Below are 20,658 nucleotides of genomic sequence, written 5' to 3'. Positions count from 1 at the left end.
AACCAGCGCTGGACGCAGAGTCGGCGCGGCGATTCGCCCGACTAGGCTCCCCGTTGTGCCCCAACCGCTTCACGTGCCCCCGAGCGCGCCGGCGCGGGTGGTGGTGCTGGCGTCCGGCACCGGTTCGTTGCTGGGCTCGCTCATCGAAGCCGCCACGGGTGACTATCCGGCGCGCATAGTCGCGGTCGGCGTGGATCGCGAATGTCGGGCCAACGAGGTCGCGGCGGCGGCGTCGCTGCCGGCGTTCACGGTCCGCCTCGGCGACTATCCCGACCGCACGGCCTGGGACGCGGCCATCACCGAGGCGACGGCCGCGCACTCGCCCGATCTCATCGTCTCCGCGGGGTTCATGAAAATACTTGGGCCGCAATTTCTTTCACGATTCTGCGGGCGAACGCTCAACACCCATCCGGCGCTGCTGCCGGCCTTCGCGGGGGCGCATGCGGTGCCCGACGCGCTGGCTTACGGTGTGAAGGTCACCGGCTGTACGGTGCACCTGGTAGACGCCGGCATGGATACCGGGCCGATATTGGCGCAGGAGCCCGTTCCGGTGCTCGACGGCGACAACGAAGAGACACTGCATGAGCGCATCAAGGTCATCGAGCGGCGACTGTTGGTGGATGTGGTGGCCGCGATCGCAACCCGCGGCGTGACAGTGGTCGGAAGAAAAGCGGCGATCGGACGAAAGGCGAGCATAGGATGAGCGACGAGTCAAGAAGGGCGATTCGCCGCGCGTTGATCAGCGTGTACGACAAGACGGGGCTGATCGAGCTCGCCGAGGGCCTGAGCGCGGCGGGCGTGGAGATCGTCTCCACCGGTTCCACCGCGAAAACCATTGCCGACAAAGGAATTTCGGTCACCCCGGTGGAGGAGCTGACCGGCTTCCCCGAGGTGCTCGACGGGCGGGTCAAGACGCTGCACCCGCGGGTGCACGCCGGGCTGCTGGCCGACCTGCGCAAGCCCGAGCACGCCGCGGCGCTCGAGGAGCTCGGGATCGCGGCGTTCGAACTGGTCGTCGTCAACCTGTATCCGTTCAGCGAGACCGTCGACTCCGGCGCGGGCATCGACGAATGCGTCGAGCAGATCGACATCGGCGGGCCGTCGATGGTCCGGGCGGCCGCCAAGAACCATCCCAGCGTGGCGGTCGTCGTCGACCCGCTTGGGTATGACGGGGTACTCGCGGCGGTGCGCAACGGCGGATTTACCCTCGCCGAGCGCAAAAGGCTGGCATCGCTGGCGTTTCAGCACACCGCGGACTACGACATCGCCGTGGCCGGCTGGATGGAGTCGACGCTGGCGCCCGAGCATCCGCCCACGGCGTTCCCGCAGTGGCTCGCCGGCAGCTGGCGGCGCACGACGATGCTGCGCTACGGCGAGAACCCGCACCAGCAGGCGGCGCTCTACAGCGACCCCGGCGCCTGGCCGGGCCTGGCCCAGGCCGAGCAGCTGCACGGAAAAGAGATGTCCTACAACAACTTCACGGACGCCGACGCGGCGTGGCGGGCCGCCTTCGATCATGAAGAGACGTGCGTGGCAATCATCAAGCATGCCAACCCTTGTGGGATCGCGATCTCGTCGGTGTCGGTCGCCGACGCGCACCGCAAGGCCCACGAGTGCGATCCGCTGAGCGCCTTTGGCGGCGTGATCGCGTCCAACACCGAGGTCAGCGTCGAGATGGCGGAATACGTCAGCACCATCTTCACCGAGGTGATCGTGGCGCCGGCCTACGCGCCGGGTGCCGTCGACGCGTTGACGCGCAAGAAGAACATCCGCGTGCTGGTGGCCTCCGAGCCGCTGGCCGGCGGCACCGAGCTGCGACCGGTCAGCGGGGGACTGCTGGTGCAGCAGCGCGACCAGCTCGACGCGCACGGCGACAACCCGGTCAATTGGACCCTGGCGACCGGGTCACCGGCCGACCCGAACACCTTGACCGATTTGGTGTTTGCGTGGCGAGCCTGCCGCGCGGTCAAGTCGAACGCGATCGTGATCGCCGCCGACGGCGCCACCATCGGCGTCGGCATGGGGCAGGTCAACCGCGTCGACGCGGCCCGGCTGGCCGTCGAACGCGGTGGCGACCGGGTGCGCGGCGCCGTCGCGGCCTCGGACGCGTTCTTCCCGTTCCCCGACGGCCTCGAGACGCTGACGGCCGCGGGCGTGAAGGCCGTTGTGCACCCGGGCGGATCGGTGCGCGACGACGAGGTCACCGCGGCGGCGGCCAACGCCGGCATCACCCTGTACCTCACCGGGGCCCGTCACTTCGCGCACTAGGCCGCTTAGCGGGTGGCCGTAGCGGGTTACGCGTAGCGTGGAGTGGTGCCATCACCGAGCAACTTGCCCCGCACGGTCGGCGAACTGCGCGCCGCCGGCCACCGCGAGCGGGGAGTCAAACAGGAAATCCGCGAAAACCTGCTGACCGCGCTGGCTGAGGGGGACGAGGTCTGGCCCGGCATCCTGGGCTTCGACGACACCGTGTTGCCCCAGCTGGAGCGCGCGCTGATCGCCGGTCACGACTTCGTGCTGCTGGGCGAACGCGGCCAGGGCAAGACCCGGCTGTTGCGGGCGCTGGTCGGCCTGCTCGACGAGTGGACACCCGTGATCGACGGGGCCGAGCTGGGCGAGCACCCGTACCGGCCGATCACGCCGGAGTCGATCCGGCGGGCCGCGACCCTGGGCGACGACCTGCCGGTGGCGTGGAAGCACCGCAGCGAGCGCTACACCGAGAAGCTGGCCACGCCGGACACCAGCGTCGCCGACCTGGTCGGTGACATCGACCCGATCAAGGTCGCCGAGGGCCGCAGCCTCGGTGACCCGGAGACCATCGCCTACGGGCTGATCCCGCGCGCGCACCGCGGCATCGTCGCGGTCAACGAGCTGCCCGATCTGGCCGAGCGCATTCAGGTGTCCATGCTCAACGTCATGGAGGAGCGCGACATCCAGGTCCGCGGCTACACGCTGCGCCTGCCGCTGGACGTGCTGGTGGTCGCCAGCGCCAATCCCGAGGACTACACCAACCGTGGCCGCATCATCACCCCGCTCAAAGACCGGTTCGGCGCCGAGATCCGCACCCACTACCCGCTGGAGCTCGACGCCGAGGTGGGCGTCATCGTCCAGGAGGCGCACCTGTCCGCGCAGGTGCCCGACTATCTGATGCAGGTGATGGCGCGGTTCGCCCGATACCTGCGCGAGTCCAACTCGATCGACCAGCGATCCGGGGTGTCGGCGCGGTTCGCGATCGCGGCGGCCGAGACCGTCGCCGCCGCCGCCCGGCACCGCGGCGCGGTGCTGGGGGAGACCGACCCGGTGGCCCGGGTGGTCGACCTCGGCACCGTCATCGACGTGCTGCGCGGCAAGCTGGAATTCGAGTCCGGCGAGGAGGGCCGCGAACAGGCCGTGCTGGAGCACCTGTTGCGTCGCGCGACCGCCGACACCGCGGCACGCGTGCTGGGCGGCATCGACGTCGGCGCGTTGGTGGCCGCGGTCGAGGGCGGCTCCGCGGTCACGACGGGCGAGCGGGTGTCGGCCAAGGACGTGTTGGCCGCCGTGCCCAACCTGCCCGTCGTGGACAAGATCGCCGCCAAGCTGCACGCCGAATCCGAGGGCGAGCGGGCGGCGGCATTGGAATTGGCGCTCGAGGCGTTGTATCTGGCCAAGCGGATCGACAAGGTGTCCGGGGAGGGCCAAACGGTCTATGGGTAGGGGGCACTCCTCGCGCTACTCCGCGTACACCGGCGGGCCCGACCCGCTGGCGCCGCCGGTAGATCTGCGCGAGGCGCTCGAACAGATCGGGCAGGACGTCATGGCCGGCACCTCGCCGCGGCGCGCGCTCTCGGAGTTGCTGCGCCGCGGCACCAAGAACATGCCCGGCGCCGATCGGCTGGCGGCCGAGGCGAACAAGCGCCGACGAGACTTGTTGCGCCGCAACAACTTGGACGGCACCCTGCAGGAGATCAAGAAGCTGCTCGACGAGGCCGTGCTGGCCGAGCGCAAGGAGCTGGCCCGCGCGCTGGACGACGACGCCCGCTTCGGCGAGCTGCAGCTGGACGCGCTTCCGGCGTCGCCCGCCAAGGCAGTCCAGGAGCTTTCGGACTACGACTGGCGCAGCGCCGAGGCCCGCCAAAAGTACGAGCAGATCAAGGATTTGCTTGGCCGCGAGATGCTGGACCAGCGTTTCGCCGGGATGAAGCAGGCCCTGGAGGGCGCCACCGACGAGGATCGCCAGCGCGTCAACGAGATGCTGGACGACCTGAACGAACTGCTGGACAAGCACGCCAAAGGCCAGGACACCCAGCAGGACTTCGAAGACTTCATGGACAAGCACGGCGAGTTCTTCCCGGAGAACCCGCGCAACGTCGACGAACTGCTGGACTCGCTGGCCAAGCGCGCGGCGGCGGCGCAACGATTCCGCAACAGCCTGAGCCCCGACCAGCGTGCCGAGCTGGATGCGTTGGCGCAGCAGGCATTTGGTTCACCGGCGTTGATGGAGGCGTTGGGCCGACTCGACGCCCATCTGCAGGCGGCGCGGCCGGGCGAGGACTGGACCGGCTCCGAGCAGTTCTCCGGCGACAACCCGTTCGGCATGGGCGAAGGGACGCAGGCGATCTCGGACATCGCCGAGCTGGAACAGCTGGCCGAGCAGCTGTCGCAGAGCTATCCGGGCGCCACCATGGATGACGTCGACCTGGACGCGCTCGCGCGCCAGCTCGGCGACGAGGCGGCCATCGACGCGCGCACACTCGCCGAATTGGAGCGCGCCCTGGTCAATCAGGGCTTCCTGGACCGTGGTTCCGACGGCCAGTGGCGGCTCTCCCCGAAGGCGATGCGCCGGCTCGGCGAGACGGCGCTGCGCGATGTGGCGCAACAGCTTTCGGGTCGCCACGGCGAGCGCGACCACCGGCGCGCGGGCGCCGCGGGCGAGTTGACCGGCGCGACGCGGCCCTGGCAGTTCGGTGACACCGAGCCGTGGAACATCCCACGCACACTGACGAACGCGGTGTTGCGGCGGGCGGGAACCGCTCCGGGCAAGGGGGCGGACGGCGCTGTCTCGCTGCGGATCACGGTCGACGACGTCGAGGTGTCCGAGACCGAGACCCGCACCCAGGCCGCCGTGGCGCTGTTGGTCGACACGTCGTTTTCGATGGTGATGGAGAATCGCTGGCTGCCGATGAAGCAGACGGCGCTCGCTCTCAATCACCTGGTGTGCACGCGTTTTCGCTCGGATGCCTTGCAGATCATTGCCTTTGGGCGGTACGCCCGGACGGTGACGGCCGCCGAGCTGACCGGCCTGGAGGGTGTCTACGAGCAGGGCACCAACCTGCATCACGCGCTGGCGCTGGCGGGTCGCCACCTGCGCCGGCACCCCAACGCACAGCCCGTCGTGCTGGTGGTGACCGACGGTGAGCCGACCGCTCACCTGGAGGACTTCGACGGCGACGGTTCGGCGGTGTTCTTTGACTACCCGCCGCATCCGCGGACCATCGCCCACACAGTGCGCGGATTCGACGACATGGCACGGCTCGGCGCCCAGGTGACGATCTTCCGGCTGGGCGACGACCCCGGTCTGGCCCGGTTCATCGACCAGGTCGCGCGGCGCGTAGAGGGCCGCGTCGTGGTGCCCGACGTCGACGGCCTGGGGGCCGCCGTGGTGGGCGACTACCTGCGGTCGCGGCGGCGTCGGTAAGCCCCTGAGTGGAATAGATACTTCCACGACCGGGTAGTCGGGCGGAGAGGTGCGAAGAGGTAAGGAGACGCATGAGCAACGTTCCAACGATCGAACTCAACGACGGTGTGCGCATCCCACAGCTGGGCTTCGGCGTATTCCAGATCAAGCCGGACGAGACGGCTGCGGCCGTCAAGCGTGCCCTCGACATCGGATATCGGCACATCGACACCGCGGAAATGTACGGGAACGAAAGGGAAGTCGGCCAAGGGATCCGCGACGCCGGCTTGGACGGCGGCGACGTTTTCGTTACCAGCAAGCTCAACAACGGCTTCCACAAGCCCGACGATGCGCGCCGCGCATTCGACAAAACGCTGGAGGCCCTGGACTCCGACTACGTGGACCTGTTTCTCATTCACTGGCCGCTGCCCACCCTCTACGGCGGGGACTTCGTCTCCACCTGGAAGGTCCTCGAGGAATTCGCGAAAGACGGCCGTGCTCGCAGCATCGGCGTCTCGAACTTCCAGGTCGAGCACCTGGAGCGCCTAGCCGCGGAAACCGAAACGGTCCCGTCGGTCAACCAAATTGAGGTTCATCCCTACTTCACCAACGAGCAGGTCCGCGGCTACGGGCGCGATCACGGCATCGTCACCGAGGCGTGGTCGCCGATCGCCCAGGGCAAGGTGCTCGGCGACCCGGTGATCAACCGCATCGCCGACGCGCGCGGCAAGTCGCCGGCGCAGGTGGTGTTGCGCTGGCACGTTCAGCGCGGCGACATCGTCTTCCCGAAATCGGTCACGCCGGAACGGATCAGGGAGAACTTCGAGCTGTTCGACTTCGAACTGGACGGCTCCGACATGGACGCGATCACGGCATTGGACAAGGGGGAAGCGGGCCGCAGGGGTCCCAATCCCGACAAGTTCGATTACATTCCGGGCTAGAATCGCTCAGAGCGGTTGGGATGCAACGCGTTCAGCGGGGCCGGCGGGCCTTGCGCTTGATGCCCACCCCGCCCCAGAGCGAGAAGCCGCGAATGTTCACCTTCGGCGCGCCGGGCGTGCCTTGGCCCAGTACCGTGTGGTCGAAGCCGCCCATCACGCCGCGGCCATGGATCTCGACGTTGACCTCGGGTGGCAGCAAGATGTTCTGCGCGCCCATGATCGAGATCGCATGGATGTCGACCTCGGTGGAGGTGAAGTCCGCGTAACGCAGGTCCACCACCCCGGTGCCCCAAAAGGTGAAGGTGGTGAGCTTCTTCGGGACGTTCCACCGGCCGCGCCGCTCGAAATTGCTCATCAGGGCGAGCAGCAATGTCGACGGCGCGGGGTTGGGCTTGCCGCCTCGGCGGGGGCTTAGCATCGTGCCCGGCAGGTCGGCCCTGAGCTCGTCGAGCTCCTCATAGGTGGTAGCCGCGTAGGCCTTCGTCAGGCGGTCTTCGTAGTCCTTCATCTGCAGGCGGCCCTGCTCGGCCGCATAGGTGAGCAACTGCGCGACCTGGATGCGATCCGTGTCGGCCGCGCGGGACGGTACGTCGCGCGCGGCCTGCGTCTCGCCGGCGTCACGCTGCGCTGAGTTGCTCATCATCCACGAGCGTACGACGTAGAAGTTTTGCTGCAAGGGGGTTGGCTAAACTGCAACGTTCATCCCAGGTCAAGCCCGGGCCTGGCGGCTGGTTGCCGCAGGTCGCGCCGCCCCGTTAGACGTTTGCCCAACTGGGTGGGCGCTTCTGCAGGAACGCCAGCATGCCTTCGCGGGCTTCGTCGGAGACGAACAGTCGGGCCGATTCCTCCGTGAGACGGTCGGCGTCGCGGTCGAACCCGTTCAGGACGGCGGCGGTGGTCAGCGCCTTCGACGCGGCGAGGCCCTGCGGCGAACCGCGGCTCACGTCGGCGACGACCTTCGCCACCGCGGCGTCCACGTCTTCGGCCGCGATGGTGACAAGACCGATCTCGGCGGCCACGGCCGCATCGAACGTCTCGCCGGTTAGGTAGTAGCGCGCCGCTGCGCGCGCCGACAGCTTAGGCAGCAGCGTCAGCGAAATGATCGCCGGCGCCACACCGATCCGGGCCTCGGTCAGCGCGAAGGTGCTGCGCGGCCCGGCGATCACAACGTCGCAGGCGCCGACCAACCCGAACCCGCCGGCGCGGACGTGCCCGTCGATCGCGCCGATCACCGGCAGCGGCGAGGAGACGATGGCGCGCAGCAGCGCGGTCATTTCGCGGGCCCGGGCGACGGCCATGTCGTATGCCGCGCCCTCGCCGGCCTCGCTGAGGTCCGCCCCAGCGCAGAAGGTGCCACCGGTGTGGCCCAGCACGACCACCCGCACGTGTGGATCCGTGGCGGCGTCGCGGAGTCCCCGATGCAGTTGATCGACAAGGGCCGTCGACAGCGCGTTGCGGTTATGCGGCGAATTCAGCGTCAGCCGGGCGACATGCCCGTCGACCGAGTATTCGACGACGGCGTCCATCAGTACGACCGGGGCAGGCCCAACGACGTCTGCGCGACGAAGTTCAGCACCATCTCGCGGCTGATCGGGGCGATCCGTCCAAGCCGGGCCGAGGCGAGCATCGCGGCCACCCCGTACTCCTTGGTCAACCCGTTGCCGCCCATCGATTGCACGGCCTGGTCGACCGAGCGGGTGGCCGCCTCGGCCGCGGCGTACTTGGCCATGTTGGCGGCCTCGGCCGCGCCCCCGTCGTCGCCGTTGTCGTAGAGCGTCGCGGCCTTCTGCATCATCAGCTTGGCGAGTTCGACCTCAATGTGGCACTGCGCCAACGGGTGTGACAGACCCTGGTGCGCCCCGATCGGCGTGGACCAGACCTGTCGCGTCTTGACGTAGTCGACGGCCTTGCTCAGCGCGCACCGCGCCATGCCCACCGAGCTGGCCGCGCCCATGATCCGCTCGGGGTTCAGCCCCGCGAAAAGCTGTGCGATGGCGGCATCTTGGGCTCCGACGAGCGCATCGCTGGGCAGCCGGACGTCGTCCAGAAAAACCTGGAACTGGCGCTCGGGGCTGATCAGCTCCATCTCGATCGGGGTATAGGTGAAACCCGGTGCGTCGGTGGGCACCACGAACAACGCCGGGCGCAGCTTGCCGGTCTTCGCCTCCTCCGTGCGGGCCACCACCAGCACTGCCTGCGCTTGGTCGATGCCGGAAATGTAAACCTTCTGGCCCTTGAGGATCCAGTCGCCACCGTCGCGCCGGGCGGTCGTGGTTATCTTGTGCGAGTTGGACCCGGCGTCGGGCTCGGTGATCGCGAAGGCCATCGTCAGGGTCCCGTCGGCGATGCCGGGAATCCAGCGCTTCTTCTGCTCCTCGGTGCCGAACTTGCTGATGATGGTGCCGTTGATGGCCGGTGACACCACCATCAGCAGCAGGGCGCTGCCCGCGGCCGCCATCTCCTCCATCACCAGCGACAGCTCGTACATGCCGGCGCCGCCGCCGCCGTATTCCTCGGGCAGGTTCACCCCGAGGAAGCCCAATTTGCCCGCCTCGGACCACAATTCGTTGGTGTGTTCGTGGGCGCGGGCCTTCTCCAGGTAATACTCGGCGCCGTAGTTGGACGCCCACTCGGACACCGCCTTGCGCAGCGCCCGGCGCTCCTCGCTTTCGATGAAGCTGCTGTCGGTCACTGTGAATCTCCTTCTGCTTCGGGCGCTTCCACTCTTGCCAAGACGGCGCCCACTTCGACTTGTTGGCCGGTTTCGACGTTGAGCTCGGCGAGCACCCCGTCGGACGGCGCGGTGATGGTGTGTTCCATCTTCATCGCCTCCAGCCAGATCAGCGGCTGGCCGATCGCGACGGTGTCGCCGACGGCGGCACCGACGCGGATGACGTTGCCAGGCATGGGCGCCACCAGGGAACCCTTTTCGACGGTCGAGCCCGGCTCCGGGAAGCGCGGCAGCGCGAGCAGGTGAACGGGCCCGCGGGCCGAATCGACGTAGACGTCTTGAAGGTTGGGACCGTACCGCCGCACCGCGAAGGTGAGTTCCACCCCGTCGGCGGCGAGCACCACCCGATCCGCCGCGGCGGAGATCAGCCCCACGGACGGGTGGTCAGGCAGCGTCAAACCAGTTCTGGTGAACCGGTATTCGACGTGGTGCTCGGTGTCGTCGTCGTCGCGGTAGGCCTTGACCTGATAGCCCGAAGCCAGGTTGCGCCAGCCGCTGGGCAGAGATCCGAGGACCCCGGAGGTCTTCGCGGTGGCGCGGTTGTGCGCGGCGTCGGCAAGGGCTGCGGCGACGGCAGATAGCCGGATCGCGGCGTCGTCGGCCAGCCGTGCGGACAGTTCCGCCAGGCCGTGCGTGTCGAAGAACGCGGTGTCGGTGGCGCCGTCGAGGAACGCCGGATGGCGCAACACGTTCACCAGCAGTTCGCGGTTGGTGCGCACGCCGTGCAGGCGGGCGCGGGCCAGCGCGTCGGCCAGCACCAGCGCGGCTTGCCGCCGCGACGGGGCGTAGGAGATGACCTTGGCGAGCATCGGGTCGTAGTGGATCGACACCACCGATCCGTCGACGATCCCGGCGTCCAGCCGGATCCCGGTCCGGTGACCTAGCGTCCCGAACTCGGCCCGGACCGCCGGCACGTCGATCGCGTGCACCGGCCCGGCCTGCGGCTGCCAGCCGTGCGCGGGGTCCTCGGCATAGAGCCGGGCCTCGATCGAATGCCCCTGGGCCACCGGGGGTTCTGCCGGTAGGCGACCACCGGCGGCGACGTCCAGCTGCAGTTCGACCAGGTCCAGCCCGGTGGTCTCCTCGGTGACCGGGTGCTCGACCTGCAGGCGCGTGTTCATCTCGAGGAAGTAGAACTCGCCGTCGTCGTCGGCGAGGAACTCGACCGTCCCGGCGCCGGTGTAGCCGATCGCGCCGGCGGCCAGCCGGGCCGCGTCGAACAGCTTGGCGCGCATGCCCGGCGTGCGTTCCACCAGGGGTGAGGGCGCCTCCTCGATGATCTTCTGGTGGCGGCGCTGGATTGAGCATTCCCGTTCGCCCACCGCCCACACGGTGCCGTGGGTGTCGGCGAGGACCTGGACCTCGACGTGGTGTCCGGTGGGCAGGTAGCGCTCGCAGAACACGGTCGGGTCGCCGAACGCCGATTGGGCCTCGCGCCGTGCCGCCGCGACTTCGCCTGCCAGGGCGGATAATTCGCGCACCACCCGCATGCCGCGACCGCCGCCGCCCGCCGACGCCTTGACCAGCACCGGCAGCTGAGCGTCCGTGACCGTGTCGGGGCCCAGTTCCTCGAGCACCGGAACGCCGGCCGCGGCCATCAGCTTCTTGGACTCGATCTTGGAGCCCATCGCGCGCACCGCATCCACCGGCGGCCCCACCCAGGTCAGGCCCGCGGCCTGCACTGCGGCGGCGAATTCAGCGTTCTCCGAGAGGAATCCGTAGCCGGGGTGGACCGCGTCGGCGCCGGCCGCGCGGGCCGCGGCGATGATCGCCTCGGCGTTCAGATAGTCGTTGGTGTTGGGTAGCCGCACCCGGGCGTCGGCCTCGGCGACGTGCGGCGAGGCGGCGTCGGGTTCGGTGTAGACGGCGACGGTGCCCAGGCCCAGCCGACGGCAGGTGGCGAACACCCGTCGGGCGATCTCGCCCCGGTTGGCGACCAGCACTCGAGTGACCATGGGGCTCACATCCGGAAGACGCCGAAGTTCGACGTCCCTTTGATCGGGCCATTGGCGATGGCGGACAAACACATTCCCAGCACGGTGCGGGTGTCGCGGGGGTCGATCACGCCGTCGTCGTAGAGCATGCCGGAGAGCACCAGGGGGAGCGACTCGGCCTCGATCTGGCCCTCGACGGCGGCCCGCATCGCGGCGTCGGCCTCCTCGTCGACCTGTTGCCCGCGGGCTTCGGCGGCCGCCCGGGCCACGATCGACAGCACGCCGGCGAGTTGCGCGCCGCCCATCACCGCGGATTTGGCGCTGGGCCAGGCGAACAGGAATCGAGGGTCGTAGGCGCGCCCGCACATGCCGTAATGTCCGGCGCCATAGGACGCGCCGATGATCAGCGAGATGTGCGGCACGGTCGAGTTGGACACGGCGTTGATCATCATTGAGCCGTGCTTGATCATCCCGCCCTCTTCGTAGTCCTTGCCGACCATGTAGCCGGTGGTGTTGTGCAGGAACAACAATGGCGTGTCCGAGCGGTTCGCCAGCTGGATGAACTGGGTGGCCTTCTGGGACTCCTCGCTGAACAGCACCCCGCGCGCGTTGGCCAAAATGCCGAGCGAGTAGCCGTGCAGCCGGGCCCAGCCGGTCACCAGCGACGACCCGTACATGGGCTTGAACTCGTCGAAATCCGAACCGTCGACGATGCGGGCGATCACCTCACGCGGGTCGAAGGGGATGCGCAGGTCGGCGGGCACGATGCCGATCAGTTCCTCGGCGTCGAACAGCGGCTCGGTGATCGGCCCGGGCGCGGGCCCCTGTTTGACCCAGTTCAGCCGCGACACGATGCGCCGCCCGATGCGGATCGCGTCGAGCTCGTCGACGGCGAAGTAGTCCGCCAATCCCGAAGTGCGGGCGTGCATTTCGGCACCGCCGAGCGACTCGTCGTCGGACTCTTCCCCGGTGGCCATCTTGACCAGCGGGGGACCGGCGAGGAACACCTTCGAGCGTTCCTTGATCATCACCACGTGGTCGGACATGCCGGGGATGTAGGCGCCGCCGGCGGTGGAGTTGCCGAAGACCAGCGCGACGGTCGGGATGCCGGCCGCCGAGAGCCGGGTCAGGTCGCGGAACATCTGCCCGCCGGGGATGAAGATCTCCTTCTGGGTGGGCAGGTCGGCCCCGCCGGATTCCACCAGCGAAATCACCGGCAGCCGGTTCTGGAAGGCGATCTGGTTGGCGCGCAGGATCTTTCGCAGCGTCCACGGGTTGCTGGTGCCGCCCTTGACGGTCGGGTCGTTGGCGACGATCAGGCATTCCACGCCCGACACCACGCCGATGCCGGTGACGGTGCTGGCACCGATCTGAAACGCACTGCCGTACGCGGCCAGCGGGCTGAGCTCCAGGAACGGCGAGTCCGGGTCGACGAGCAGCTCGATGCGTTCCCGGGCGGTCAGCTTGCCGCGGGCGTGGTGACGCTCGACGTACTTCGCGCTCCCGCCGGCGAGCGCCTTGGCCAGCTCGGCGTCGATCTCCTCGAGCCGTTCGGCCGCGGTCGACGCTGCGTCCGTGAAGGCGGTGGAGTTGGGGTCGAGGGTGGACTTCAGAACGGTCACGATTGGAATCCCAGTGTTTTGGCGGCCAGTGCGGTCAGGATCTCGGTGGTTCCCCCGCCGATGCCCAGGATCCGCATGTCCCGGTATTGGCGTTCGACTTCGGATTCGGCCATGTAGCCCATGCCGCCGAACAGCTGCACGGCCTGGTTGGCCACCCATTCGCCGGCCTCGACGGCGGTGTTCTTGGCGAAACACACGGACGCGATCAGGTTCGTCTCGCCCGCGAGCTCGCGCTCGACCACATTGCGGGCATACACCCGCGCCACGTCGATGCGGCGGGCCATCTCGGCCAGCGTGTTCTGCACCGACTGCCGCGAGATCAGCGGGCGGCCGAACGTCTCCCGGTCGCGGCACCAGGCCACCGTGATGTCCAGGCACCGCTGGGCGCTCGAATACGCCTGCGCGGCAAGGCCGATCCGCTCGGAAACGAACGCCTGGGCGATCTGGGCGAATCCGCTGTTCTCCGCGCCGATCAGGTTGGCCGCCGGCACCCGCACGTCGGTATAGGACAGCTCGGCGGTGTCGGAGGACCGCCAGCCCATCTTGTCGAGCTTGCGGGTCACCTCGAAACCGGGCGTTCCCTTCTCCACCACCAGCAGCGACACCCCTGCGGCGCCAGGGCCTCCCGTGCGCACCGCGGTCACGACGTATTCGGCGCGGACCCCGGAGGTGATGTAGGTCTTGGCGCCGTTGACGACGTAGTGGTCGCCGTCACGCACGGCGCTGGTCCGCAGGTGCCCGACGTCCGAACCGCCGCCGGGCTCGGTGATGGCCAGCGAACCGATCTTCTCGCCGGCCAACGTGGGCCGGACAAAGGTGTCGATCAGCCGCGCGTCGCCGGAGGCGATCATGTGCGGCACCGCGATGCCCGAGGTGAACAGCGACGCGAAGACGCCGCCGGGGGCGCCGGCCTGGTGCACCTCCTCGCAGATGACCAGCGCGTCGGCGCCGTCGCCGCCACCGCCGCCGACCGATTCGGGAAAGCTCGCGCCCAGCAGCCCGGCCGCCCCGGCCCGACGGTGCAGGTCGCGCGGCAGGTCGCCGGTGCGCTCCCACTCGTCTGCGTGCGGCAGGATCTCGCGTTCGGTGAAGGCGCGCACCGTCTTTCGCAGCTGTTCGCGCTCGGGGGTGGTCCAGATACTCACAAGAGGCTCTCCGGGATGTCTAGGTAGCGGCCGCGCAGCCATTCGCCCAGCCCCTTGGCCTGCGGATCGAATCTCGCGTTGTAGGCGACGCCCTGGCCCAGGATGCCGTCGATGACGAAGTTCACCGCGCGCAGGTTGGGCAGCACGTGGCGGGTGACGTCGAAGTCGGCCGCCTCGGGCAGCAACTCCTTGAGCTTCTCGACGGTCAGGGTGTGGGCCAGCCAACGCCATTGGTCGTCGGTGCGCACCCAGACGCCGACGTTGGCCGACCCGCCCTTGTCGCCGCTGCGGGCCCCCGCGATGCGGCCCAGCGGCGCCCTGCGCACCGGACCGGCCGGCAACGGCTCGGGCAGCGGCGGGGGGTCGGCGGGAGCAAGCTCCAAAGTGTCGGTGGCGGAGGGAATGTCGACGCGGGCGCCGTCGGCGTGCACGGCGATGTGCGGGACCTCCTTGGCGTCGACGTAGCCCGGGGTGAACACGCCGTAGACCTGACCGTCGCCGGGTGGGGCCGTCACGTGGAAGCCGGGGTAGCTGGCCAGCGCCAGTTCCACTGCCGCGGAGGAGAACTGGCGTCCCACGTTGGCGGGGTCGGGGTCGCGGACCACGCAGTGCAGCAAGGCGCTGGCGGCCTCTTCGGTGTCGGCGTCGGGTTTGTCGGTGCGCGCCAGCGACCACTGGAGTTCCGCCGGCTTCACCGTCAAAGCGGACTCGAGTTGCCGGCGCATCAGGTCGGCCTTGGCCTCGATGTCCAGGCCGGTCAGCACGAACGTCATGGCGTTGCGGAACCCGCCGATGCTGTTCAGCGAGACCTTCAGCGTGGGCGGCGGCGGTTCGCCGCGCACGCCGCTGATGCGCACCCGGTCGGGGCCGTCCGCGGTCAGTTCGACGGTGTCCATGCGGGCGGTGACGTCGGGATTGGCGTAGCGGGCCCCGCTGATTTCGTAGAGCAATTGCGCGGTGACGGTGTCGACGCTGACCAGGCCGCCGGTGCCGGGATGTTTGGTGATGACCGAGGAGCCGTCGGCGTGGACCTCGGCGAGCGGGAAGCCGGCGTGGGTCAGGTCCGGAATCTCCGTGAAGAACGAGTAGTTGCCGCCGGTGGCCTGAACGCCGCATTCGATCACGTGGCCCGCGACGACGGCGCCGGCGAGCCGGTCGTAGTCGGTGGGGGCCCAGCCGAAGTGGGCCGCCGCCGCCCCGACGATCACCGAGGCGTCGGTGACCCGGCCGGTGACGACGACGTCGGCGCCGTCGTTCAGGCAGTCCACGATTCCCCACGCGCCGAGGTAGGCGTTGGCGGTCAGCGGGGTGCCCAGGCCCAGCTCCGCAGCGCGGGGCAACAGGTCGTCGCCCTCGACGTGCGCGATGCGGGCCGGGACGCCCAGCCGCTCGGCGAGCGCGCGAATCGCGTCGGCCAGGCCGGCGGGGTTGAGGCCGCCGGCGTTGGCGACGATCCGCACCCCGCGGTCGCGCGCCTCACCCAGGCAGTCCTCGAGCTGTGTCAGGAAGGTCTTGGCGTAGCCGCGCTCCGGGTGCTTCATCCGGTCGCGGCCCAGGATCAGCATGGTCAGCTCGGCCAGGTAGTCGCCGGTGAGGTAGTCGACGTCGCCGCCGGTGAGCATCTCGCGCATGGCCGAAAGCCGGTCGCCGTAGAAGCCCGAACAGTTCGCGATGCGGACAGCGCCGGAAGCACCGGGAGGAGGGGCCATGCGTGTCCTCCATTCGTGGGCATACCGGTGACCGCGAACCAACCAACCACTCGGTAGGTTAGCGGGTACCCGCGGTGCCGCGTCAAGGACGCCCGGTCGACGGCGGGCGCCGTTTTGGCGACCAGCAGGCCACCGACTATCCTGATAGGCAATCGTCGCACGTTCGGCCCCACCGGCCACGCCCCGCGACATGCCCCAGCAAGCCCGAACGAGGAGTTAGGCCCGACCATGGCCACACCCAAGCGCAGGATGTCGCGCGCGAATACCCGAAGCCGGCGCTCGCAGTGGAAGGCCACGAAGACCGAACTCGTCGGCGTGAACGTCGCAGGCCAGAAGCACAAGGTGCCCCGCCGGCTACTCAAGGCGGCCCGCCTCGGCCTCATCGATCTCGACAAGCGCTAATCTCGGCAACTACCCGGCGCGCCTCTCAGCCCGCTCTCAGGCGCTAGGACGAAACTAGTGGCCGTGCGCATACTTGTCGTCGACGACGATCGCGCGGTGCGCGAGTCGCTGCGCAGGTCGCTTTCGTTCAATGGCTATTCGGTAGAGCTCGCCCACGACGGGGTCGAGGCCCTCGACATGATCGCCAGCGACCGGCCCGACGCCCTCGTCCTGGATGTGATGATGCCGCGTCTGGACGGCCTCGAGGTATGCCGCCAGCTCCGCAGCACCGGAGACGACCTGCCGATCCTGGTGCTCACCGCCCGCGATTCGGTTTCCGAGCGGGTCGCGGGCCTGGACGCCGGCGCCGATGACTACCTGCCGAAGCCGTTCGCGCTCGAAGAGCTGCTGGCCCGCATGCGGGCGCTGCTGCGACGCACCAAGCCCGACGATGCCGCCGAGTCGGTGGCCATGACGTTCTCCGACCTGAGCCTGGACCCGGTGACCCGCGAGGTCACCCGCGGGCAGCGCTGCATCAGCCTGACCCGCACCGAGTTCGCGTTGCTGGAAATGCTGATCGCCAACCCGCGCCGGGTGCTCACCCGCAGCCGCATCCTCGAGGAGGTCTGGGGATTCGACTTTCCCACCTCGGGCAACGCGCTGGAGGTCTACGTCGGCTACCTGCGCCGCAAAACGGAAGCCGACGGTGAGCCGCGACTGATCCATACTGTCCGAGGGGTGGGATACGTCCTTCGGGAGACGCCACCGTGATGAGCCAGCACCAACGATGATCCGGCTTCGTCGGCACCGGCGCGCACCGCTGCGCCCCACCAGCTCCTTGTCGCTGCGGTGGCGGGTGATGCTGCTGGCGATGTCGATGGTCGCGATGGTCGTCGTGCTGATGTCGTTCGCCGTGTACGCCGTGATCTCGGCCGCGCTCTACAACGACATCGACAACCAACTGCAGAGCCGGGCGCAGCTGCTGATCGCCAGCGGCTCGCTGGCCGCCGACCCCGGCAAGGCCATCGAGGGCACCGCGTACTCGGACGTCAACGCCATGCTGGTGAACCCGGGCCGGTCCATCTACACCGCCAACCAGCCGGGCCAGATCCTGCCCGTCGGAACCGCCGAGAAGGCCGTGATCAACGGTGAGCTGTTCATGTCCCGCCGCACCGCCTCGGACCAGCGAATCCTGGCCATCCACCTGCCCAACGGCAGTTCACTGCTGATCTCCAAGAGCCTCAAGCCCACCGAGGCGGTCATGACCAAGCTGCGCTGGGTGCTGCTGATGGTCGGCGGCGTCGGCGTCGCGGTCGCGGCGGTGGCCGGGGGCATGGTCACCCGCGCCGGACTGCGTCCGGTGGCCCGGCTGACCGAAGCCGCCGAGCGGGTGGCGCGCACCGACGACCTGCGGCCCATCCCGGTGTTCGGCAGCGACGAATTGGCAAGGCTCACAGAGGCTTTCAACTTGATGCTGCGGGCGCTGGCCGAATCGCGGGAGCGGCAGGCGCGGCTGGTCACCGACGCCGGCCACGAATTGCGCACCCCGCTGACCTCGCTGCGCACCAACGTCGAGCTGCTGATGGCCTCGATGGAACCGGGGGCGCCGCGGCTGCCCGACCAGGAGATGGTCGACCTGCGCGCGGACGTGATCGCGCAGATCGAGGAATTGTCCACGCTGGTGGGCGATTTGGTCGACCTCACGCGCGACGACGCCAGTCAGGTGGTACACGAGGTCGTCGACATGTCCGAGGTGATCGATCGCAGCCTCGAACGAGTCAGGCGGCGGCGCAACGACATTCGCTTCGACGTCGAGGCGATCGGCTGGCAGGTCTACGGCGACGCCGCGGGGCTGTCGCGCGCGGTGCTGAACCTGATGGACAACGCGGCCAAATGGAGCCCCTCCGGCGGGCACGTCGGCGTCAGGCTGAGGCAACTCGACCCGACGCACGCCGAGCTGGTGGTCTCCGACGAGGGCCCCGGCATCCCGGTGCACGAGCGCCGCCTGGTGTTCGAGCGCTTCTACCGGTCGACGACGGCGCGGGCGATGCCGGGCTCGGGTCTGGGGCTGGCGATCGTCAAGAAGGTGGTGCAGAGCCACGGCGGGTTGCTCCGCGTCGAGGACACCGTGCCGGGAGGCCAACCCCCGGGCACATCCATCTATGTGCTGCTTCCCGGCCGCCCGGTGCCGGTTTCGGGATACCCGCCGGCCGATGCCGACACTTCGGTTCTTGGTGCGGAAGCAAATCTCGGTGCGGAAGCGAATCTCGGTGCGGAAGCCGAGACAGAACCGGCCGTGCCGGTCGCGAGGAGGGCGGAGAACTCTCGGGATTCGGCGAACGTTATCTCAGTGGACTCTCAGTCCGCGCGGGCAAGGTAGTTGTGCGGCTAGGGTTGGAACCTAGCCACGTCGAGCCGAAGAGCCCGAACGCCGATAACGCCGAGATAGAGGAAGAGCGACGTAGCGACATGACGAATGACCCGAGGTATTCGCCACCGCCGCAGCAGCCGGGATACCGTACGGGGCCTAATCAGCCTCTGCCCCCCGCGTATGCCCAGGGGCAGCAGCCGTACAACCAGCAGTTCGACTGGCGCTACCAGCCGTCCCAACCTGCCCAGCCGTCGCAGCCGACCGCGCAGTACCGCCGGCCCTACGAGCCGTTCACCGGCACCGGGCCGGGCCGGGTTCCCGGCGGTACCGGGCCGGTTCCGCTCACCGGGGGCACCGGGCCGGGCCCGATCCCCGGGGGCACCGGGGCGGGGTCCATTCCGCCGGGCACCGGCACCGGGCCGATTCACATGCTGCCACCGATGCCCCCGGGGCCCCCGCCGGTTCCCCAGAAGCGTTCCCGCGCAGGGCTATTGACCGCGGGCGCGCTGGCGATCGCGGTGGTGTCGGCCGGTATCGGTGGTGCCGCGGCCACGGCCGTCGAGCTGAGCACGCACTCCGCGGGCAATAACGGAGGCAGGATATTCGCGGGCGCTCCCAGTGTCCCGGCCGCGAACATGCCGCCGGGGAGCGTCGAACAGGTCGCCGCCAAGGTGGTGCCCAGCGTCGTGATGTTGGAGACCGACATGGGCCGGCAGTCCGAGGAGGGCTCCGGCGTCGTGCTGTCGGCCGACGGGCTGATTTTGACCAACAACCACGTGGTCGCGGCCGCGGTCAAGCCGGGCGGTCCGGGTGGACCGCCGGGTGCGCCGCCGGGCGCTCCGCCACCGAAGACGACCGTGACCTTCTCCGACGGCCGCACCGCGCCGTTCTCGGTGGTCGGTGCGGACCCCACCAGCGACATCGCCGTGATCCGGGTGCAGGGCGTCTCGAACCTCACGCCGATCACGATGGGTTCCTCGTCGGACCTGCGGGTGGGCCAGCCGGTGGTGGCGATCGGGTCACCGCTGGGGCTGTCGGGCACCGTGACCACAGGGATCATCAGCGCGATGAACCGGCCGGTGTCCACGACGGGCGAGTCGGGCAACCAGAACACCGTGCTGGACGCGATTCAGACCGACGCCGCGATCAACCCCGGTAACTCGGGGGGCGCGCTGGTCAACATGCAGGGTCAGCTGGTCGGCGTCAACTCGGCGATCGCCACCCTGGGCGCCGATTCGCCGGATTCCCAGAGCGGGTCGATCGGCCTCGGCTTCGCGATCCCGGTCGACCAGGCCAAGCGCATCGCCGACGAGTTGATCGCGACCGGCAAGGCGACGCACGCCTCGCTGGGTGTGCAGGTGACCAGCGACAAGGGCACCCCGGGTGCCAAGGTCGTCGACGTCATCGCGAACGGCGCGGCCGCGACGGCCGGAGTGCCCAAGGGTGTGGTGGTCACCAAGGTCGACGACCGCCCGATCAACAGCGCCGACGCGCTGGTCGCCGCCGTGCGGTCAAAAGCGCCGGGCGACAAGGTATCGCTGACGTTTCAGGATCCCGGCGGCGGCAGTCGCACCGTGCAGGTCACCCTCGGCAAGGCGGATCAGTAATGAGAGTCGATGAGCCCTCGGCGGCCGGCCTGTCGGAGCTCGGATATACCGTTGCACCCATGGAAGCGGGTGCGGAGTTGGTAGTGGGCCGGGCGCTGGTCGTGGTCGTCGACGATCGCACCGCCCACGGGGACGAGGAGGACCACAGCGGGCCGCTCGTCACCGAGCTGCTGACCGAGGCGGGGTTCGTCGTCGACGGCGTCGTGGCGGTCGCTGCCGACGAGGTCGAGATCCGCAACGCGCTGAACACCGCGGTGATCGGCGGCGTGGACCTGGTGGTCTCTGTCGGCGGGACGGGCGTCACCCCGCGGGATGTCACGCCCGAGGCCACCCGCGAGATCCTGGACCGGGAAATCCTGGGCATCGCCGAGGCCATCCGCGCCTCCGGGCTGTCCGCGGGCATCACCGACGCCGGGTTGTCCCGGGGTCTGGCCGGAGTGTCGGGGAGCACACTTGTGGTCAACCTCGCGGGTTCCCGCTACGCGGTGCGTGACGGGATGGCGACGCTGAATCCGCTCGCCGCCCAGATCATCGGCCAGCTGTCGAGCCTCGAGATTTAAG

Annotated in this window: 17 protein-coding genes; 10 read left to right on the top strand and 7 right to left on the bottom strand. The window is 69.2% G+C overall.

Annotated elements, in window-relative coordinates; genetic code table 11:
• Positions 1-55 precede the first annotated feature (55 nt).
• The 5 genes from purN (at position 56) to AWB92_RS11890 (ending at position 6,597) form a co-directional block, all read left to right on the top strand.
• Complete coding sequence (gene purN, locus AWB92_RS11910; RefSeq protein ID WP_085185773.1) at positions 56-703, top strand: phosphoribosylglycinamide formyltransferase; 648 nt, start codon at positions 56-58, stop codon at positions 701-703.
• Positions 700-2,268 carry a bifunctional phosphoribosylaminoimidazolecarboxamide formyltransferase/IMP cyclohydrolase gene (gene purH, locus AWB92_RS11905; protein WP_085185771.1) on the top strand — a complete coding sequence of 523 codons (1,569 nt, stop codon included), beginning with the start codon at positions 700-702 and terminating at the stop codon, positions 2,266-2,268. The genes purN and purH overlap by 4 nt, the downstream gene beginning before the upstream one ends.
• 42 nt (positions 2,269-2,310) lie before the next feature.
• Complete coding sequence (locus tag AWB92_RS11900) at positions 2,311-3,696, top strand: ATP-binding protein (protein WP_085185769.1); 1,386 nt, start codon at positions 2,311-2,313, stop codon at positions 3,694-3,696.
• Complete coding sequence (locus tag AWB92_RS11895; protein WP_085185767.1) at positions 3,689-5,677, top strand: VWA domain-containing protein; 1,989 nt, start codon at positions 3,689-3,691, stop codon at positions 5,675-5,677. The genes AWB92_RS11900 and AWB92_RS11895 overlap by 8 nt, the downstream gene beginning before the upstream one ends.
• A gap of 71 nt (positions 5,678-5,748) precedes the next feature.
• The gene (locus tag AWB92_RS11890; protein WP_085185765.1) at positions 5,749-6,597 is read left to right on the top strand and encodes an aldo/keto reductase; all 849 of its coding nucleotides are present in this window, start codon (positions 5,749-5,751) and stop codon (positions 6,595-6,597) included.
• Positions 6,598-6,628: 31 nt separating this feature from the next.
• On the opposite strand, the gene AWB92_RS11885 is transcribed toward AWB92_RS11890, so the two are convergent.
• The 7 genes from AWB92_RS11885 to AWB92_RS11855 form a co-directional block, all read right to left on the bottom strand.
• Positions 6,629-7,237, bottom strand: a complete 609-nt coding sequence (locus tag AWB92_RS11885) for a DUF1707 domain-containing protein (RefSeq protein WP_068187686.1) — start codon at positions 7,235-7,237, stop codon at positions 6,629-6,631.
• Positions 7,238-7,352: 115 nt separating this feature from the next.
• Positions 7,353-8,123 (bottom strand): enoyl-CoA hydratase family protein, encoded by a 771-nt coding sequence (locus AWB92_RS11880; RefSeq protein ID WP_085185763.1) that lies wholly within the window; start codon positions 8,121-8,123, stop codon positions 7,353-7,355.
• Positions 8,123-9,289: an acyl-CoA dehydrogenase family protein gene (locus AWB92_RS11875; protein ID WP_085185761.1), complete on the bottom strand. Its 1,167-nt coding sequence runs from the start codon at positions 9,287-9,289 to the stop codon at positions 8,123-8,125. The genes AWB92_RS11880 and AWB92_RS11875 overlap by 1 nt, the downstream gene beginning before the upstream one ends.
• Complete coding sequence (locus AWB92_RS11870; RefSeq protein WP_085185759.1) at positions 9,286-11,283, bottom strand: biotin carboxylase N-terminal domain-containing protein; 1,998 nt, start codon at positions 11,281-11,283, stop codon at positions 9,286-9,288. Before AWB92_RS11870 ends, AWB92_RS11875 begins: the two co-directional genes overlap by 4 nt.
• 5 nt (positions 11,284-11,288) lie before the next feature.
• Positions 11,289-12,884, bottom strand: coding sequence for an acyl-CoA carboxylase subunit beta (locus AWB92_RS11865; protein ID WP_085185757.1), 1,596 nt, complete (start codon positions 12,882-12,884; stop codon positions 11,289-11,291).
• A complete protein-coding gene (locus AWB92_RS11860; RefSeq protein ID WP_085185755.1) occupies positions 12,881-14,029 on the bottom strand; it encodes an acyl-CoA dehydrogenase family protein in 1,149 nt (382 codons plus the stop codon). Before AWB92_RS11860 ends, AWB92_RS11865 begins: the two co-directional genes overlap by 4 nt.
• Positions 14,026-15,738 carry an acyclic terpene utilization AtuA family protein gene (locus AWB92_RS11855; protein ID WP_085185753.1) on the bottom strand — a complete coding sequence of 571 codons (1,713 nt, stop codon included), beginning with the start codon at positions 15,736-15,738 and terminating at the stop codon, positions 14,026-14,028. Before AWB92_RS11855 ends, AWB92_RS11860 begins: the two co-directional genes overlap by 4 nt.
• 228 nt (positions 15,739-15,966) lie before the next feature.
• On the opposite strand from AWB92_RS11855, the gene rpmF reads away from it, so the two are divergent.
• The 5 genes from rpmF to AWB92_RS11830 all read left to right on the top strand — a co-directional run bounded on the left by rpmF (position 15,967) and on the right by AWB92_RS11830 (position 20,657).
• Complete coding sequence (rpmF, locus tag AWB92_RS11850) at positions 15,967-16,140, top strand: 50S ribosomal protein L32 (protein ID WP_066942127.1); 174 nt, start codon at positions 15,967-15,969, stop codon at positions 16,138-16,140.
• 63 nt (positions 16,141-16,203) lie between these two features.
• Positions 16,204-16,890 (top strand): two-component system response regulator MprA, encoded by a 687-nt coding sequence (gene mprA / locus AWB92_RS11845; RefSeq protein ID WP_067013606.1) that lies wholly within the window; start codon positions 16,204-16,206, stop codon positions 16,888-16,890.
• Positions 16,891-16,906: 16 nt separating this feature from the next.
• Complete coding sequence (locus AWB92_RS11840) at positions 16,907-18,499, top strand: HAMP domain-containing sensor histidine kinase (protein ID WP_085185751.1); 1,593 nt, start codon at positions 16,907-16,909, stop codon at positions 18,497-18,499.
• A gap of 89 nt (positions 18,500-18,588) precedes the next feature.
• Complete coding sequence (locus AWB92_RS11835) at positions 18,589-20,097, top strand: trypsin-like peptidase domain-containing protein (RefSeq protein WP_085185749.1); 1,509 nt, start codon at positions 18,589-18,591, stop codon at positions 20,095-20,097.
• Positions 20,097-20,657 carry a molybdenum cofactor biosynthesis protein B gene (locus AWB92_RS11830; RefSeq protein WP_068104220.1) on the top strand — a complete coding sequence of 187 codons (561 nt, stop codon included), beginning with the start codon at positions 20,097-20,099 and terminating at the stop codon, positions 20,655-20,657. The genes AWB92_RS11835 and AWB92_RS11830 overlap by 1 nt, the downstream gene beginning before the upstream one ends.
• Position 20,658 lies beyond the last annotated feature (1 nt).

It is taken from the genome of Mycobacterium sp. IEC1808 (genome assembly GCF_002101935.1).
Taxonomy (GTDB): Bacteria; Actinomycetota; Actinomycetes; order Mycobacteriales; family Mycobacteriaceae; genus Mycobacterium.
The sequence above is the reverse complement of the archived record's forward strand: the minus strand, read 5'-3'. Positions and strand labels throughout refer to the sequence as shown.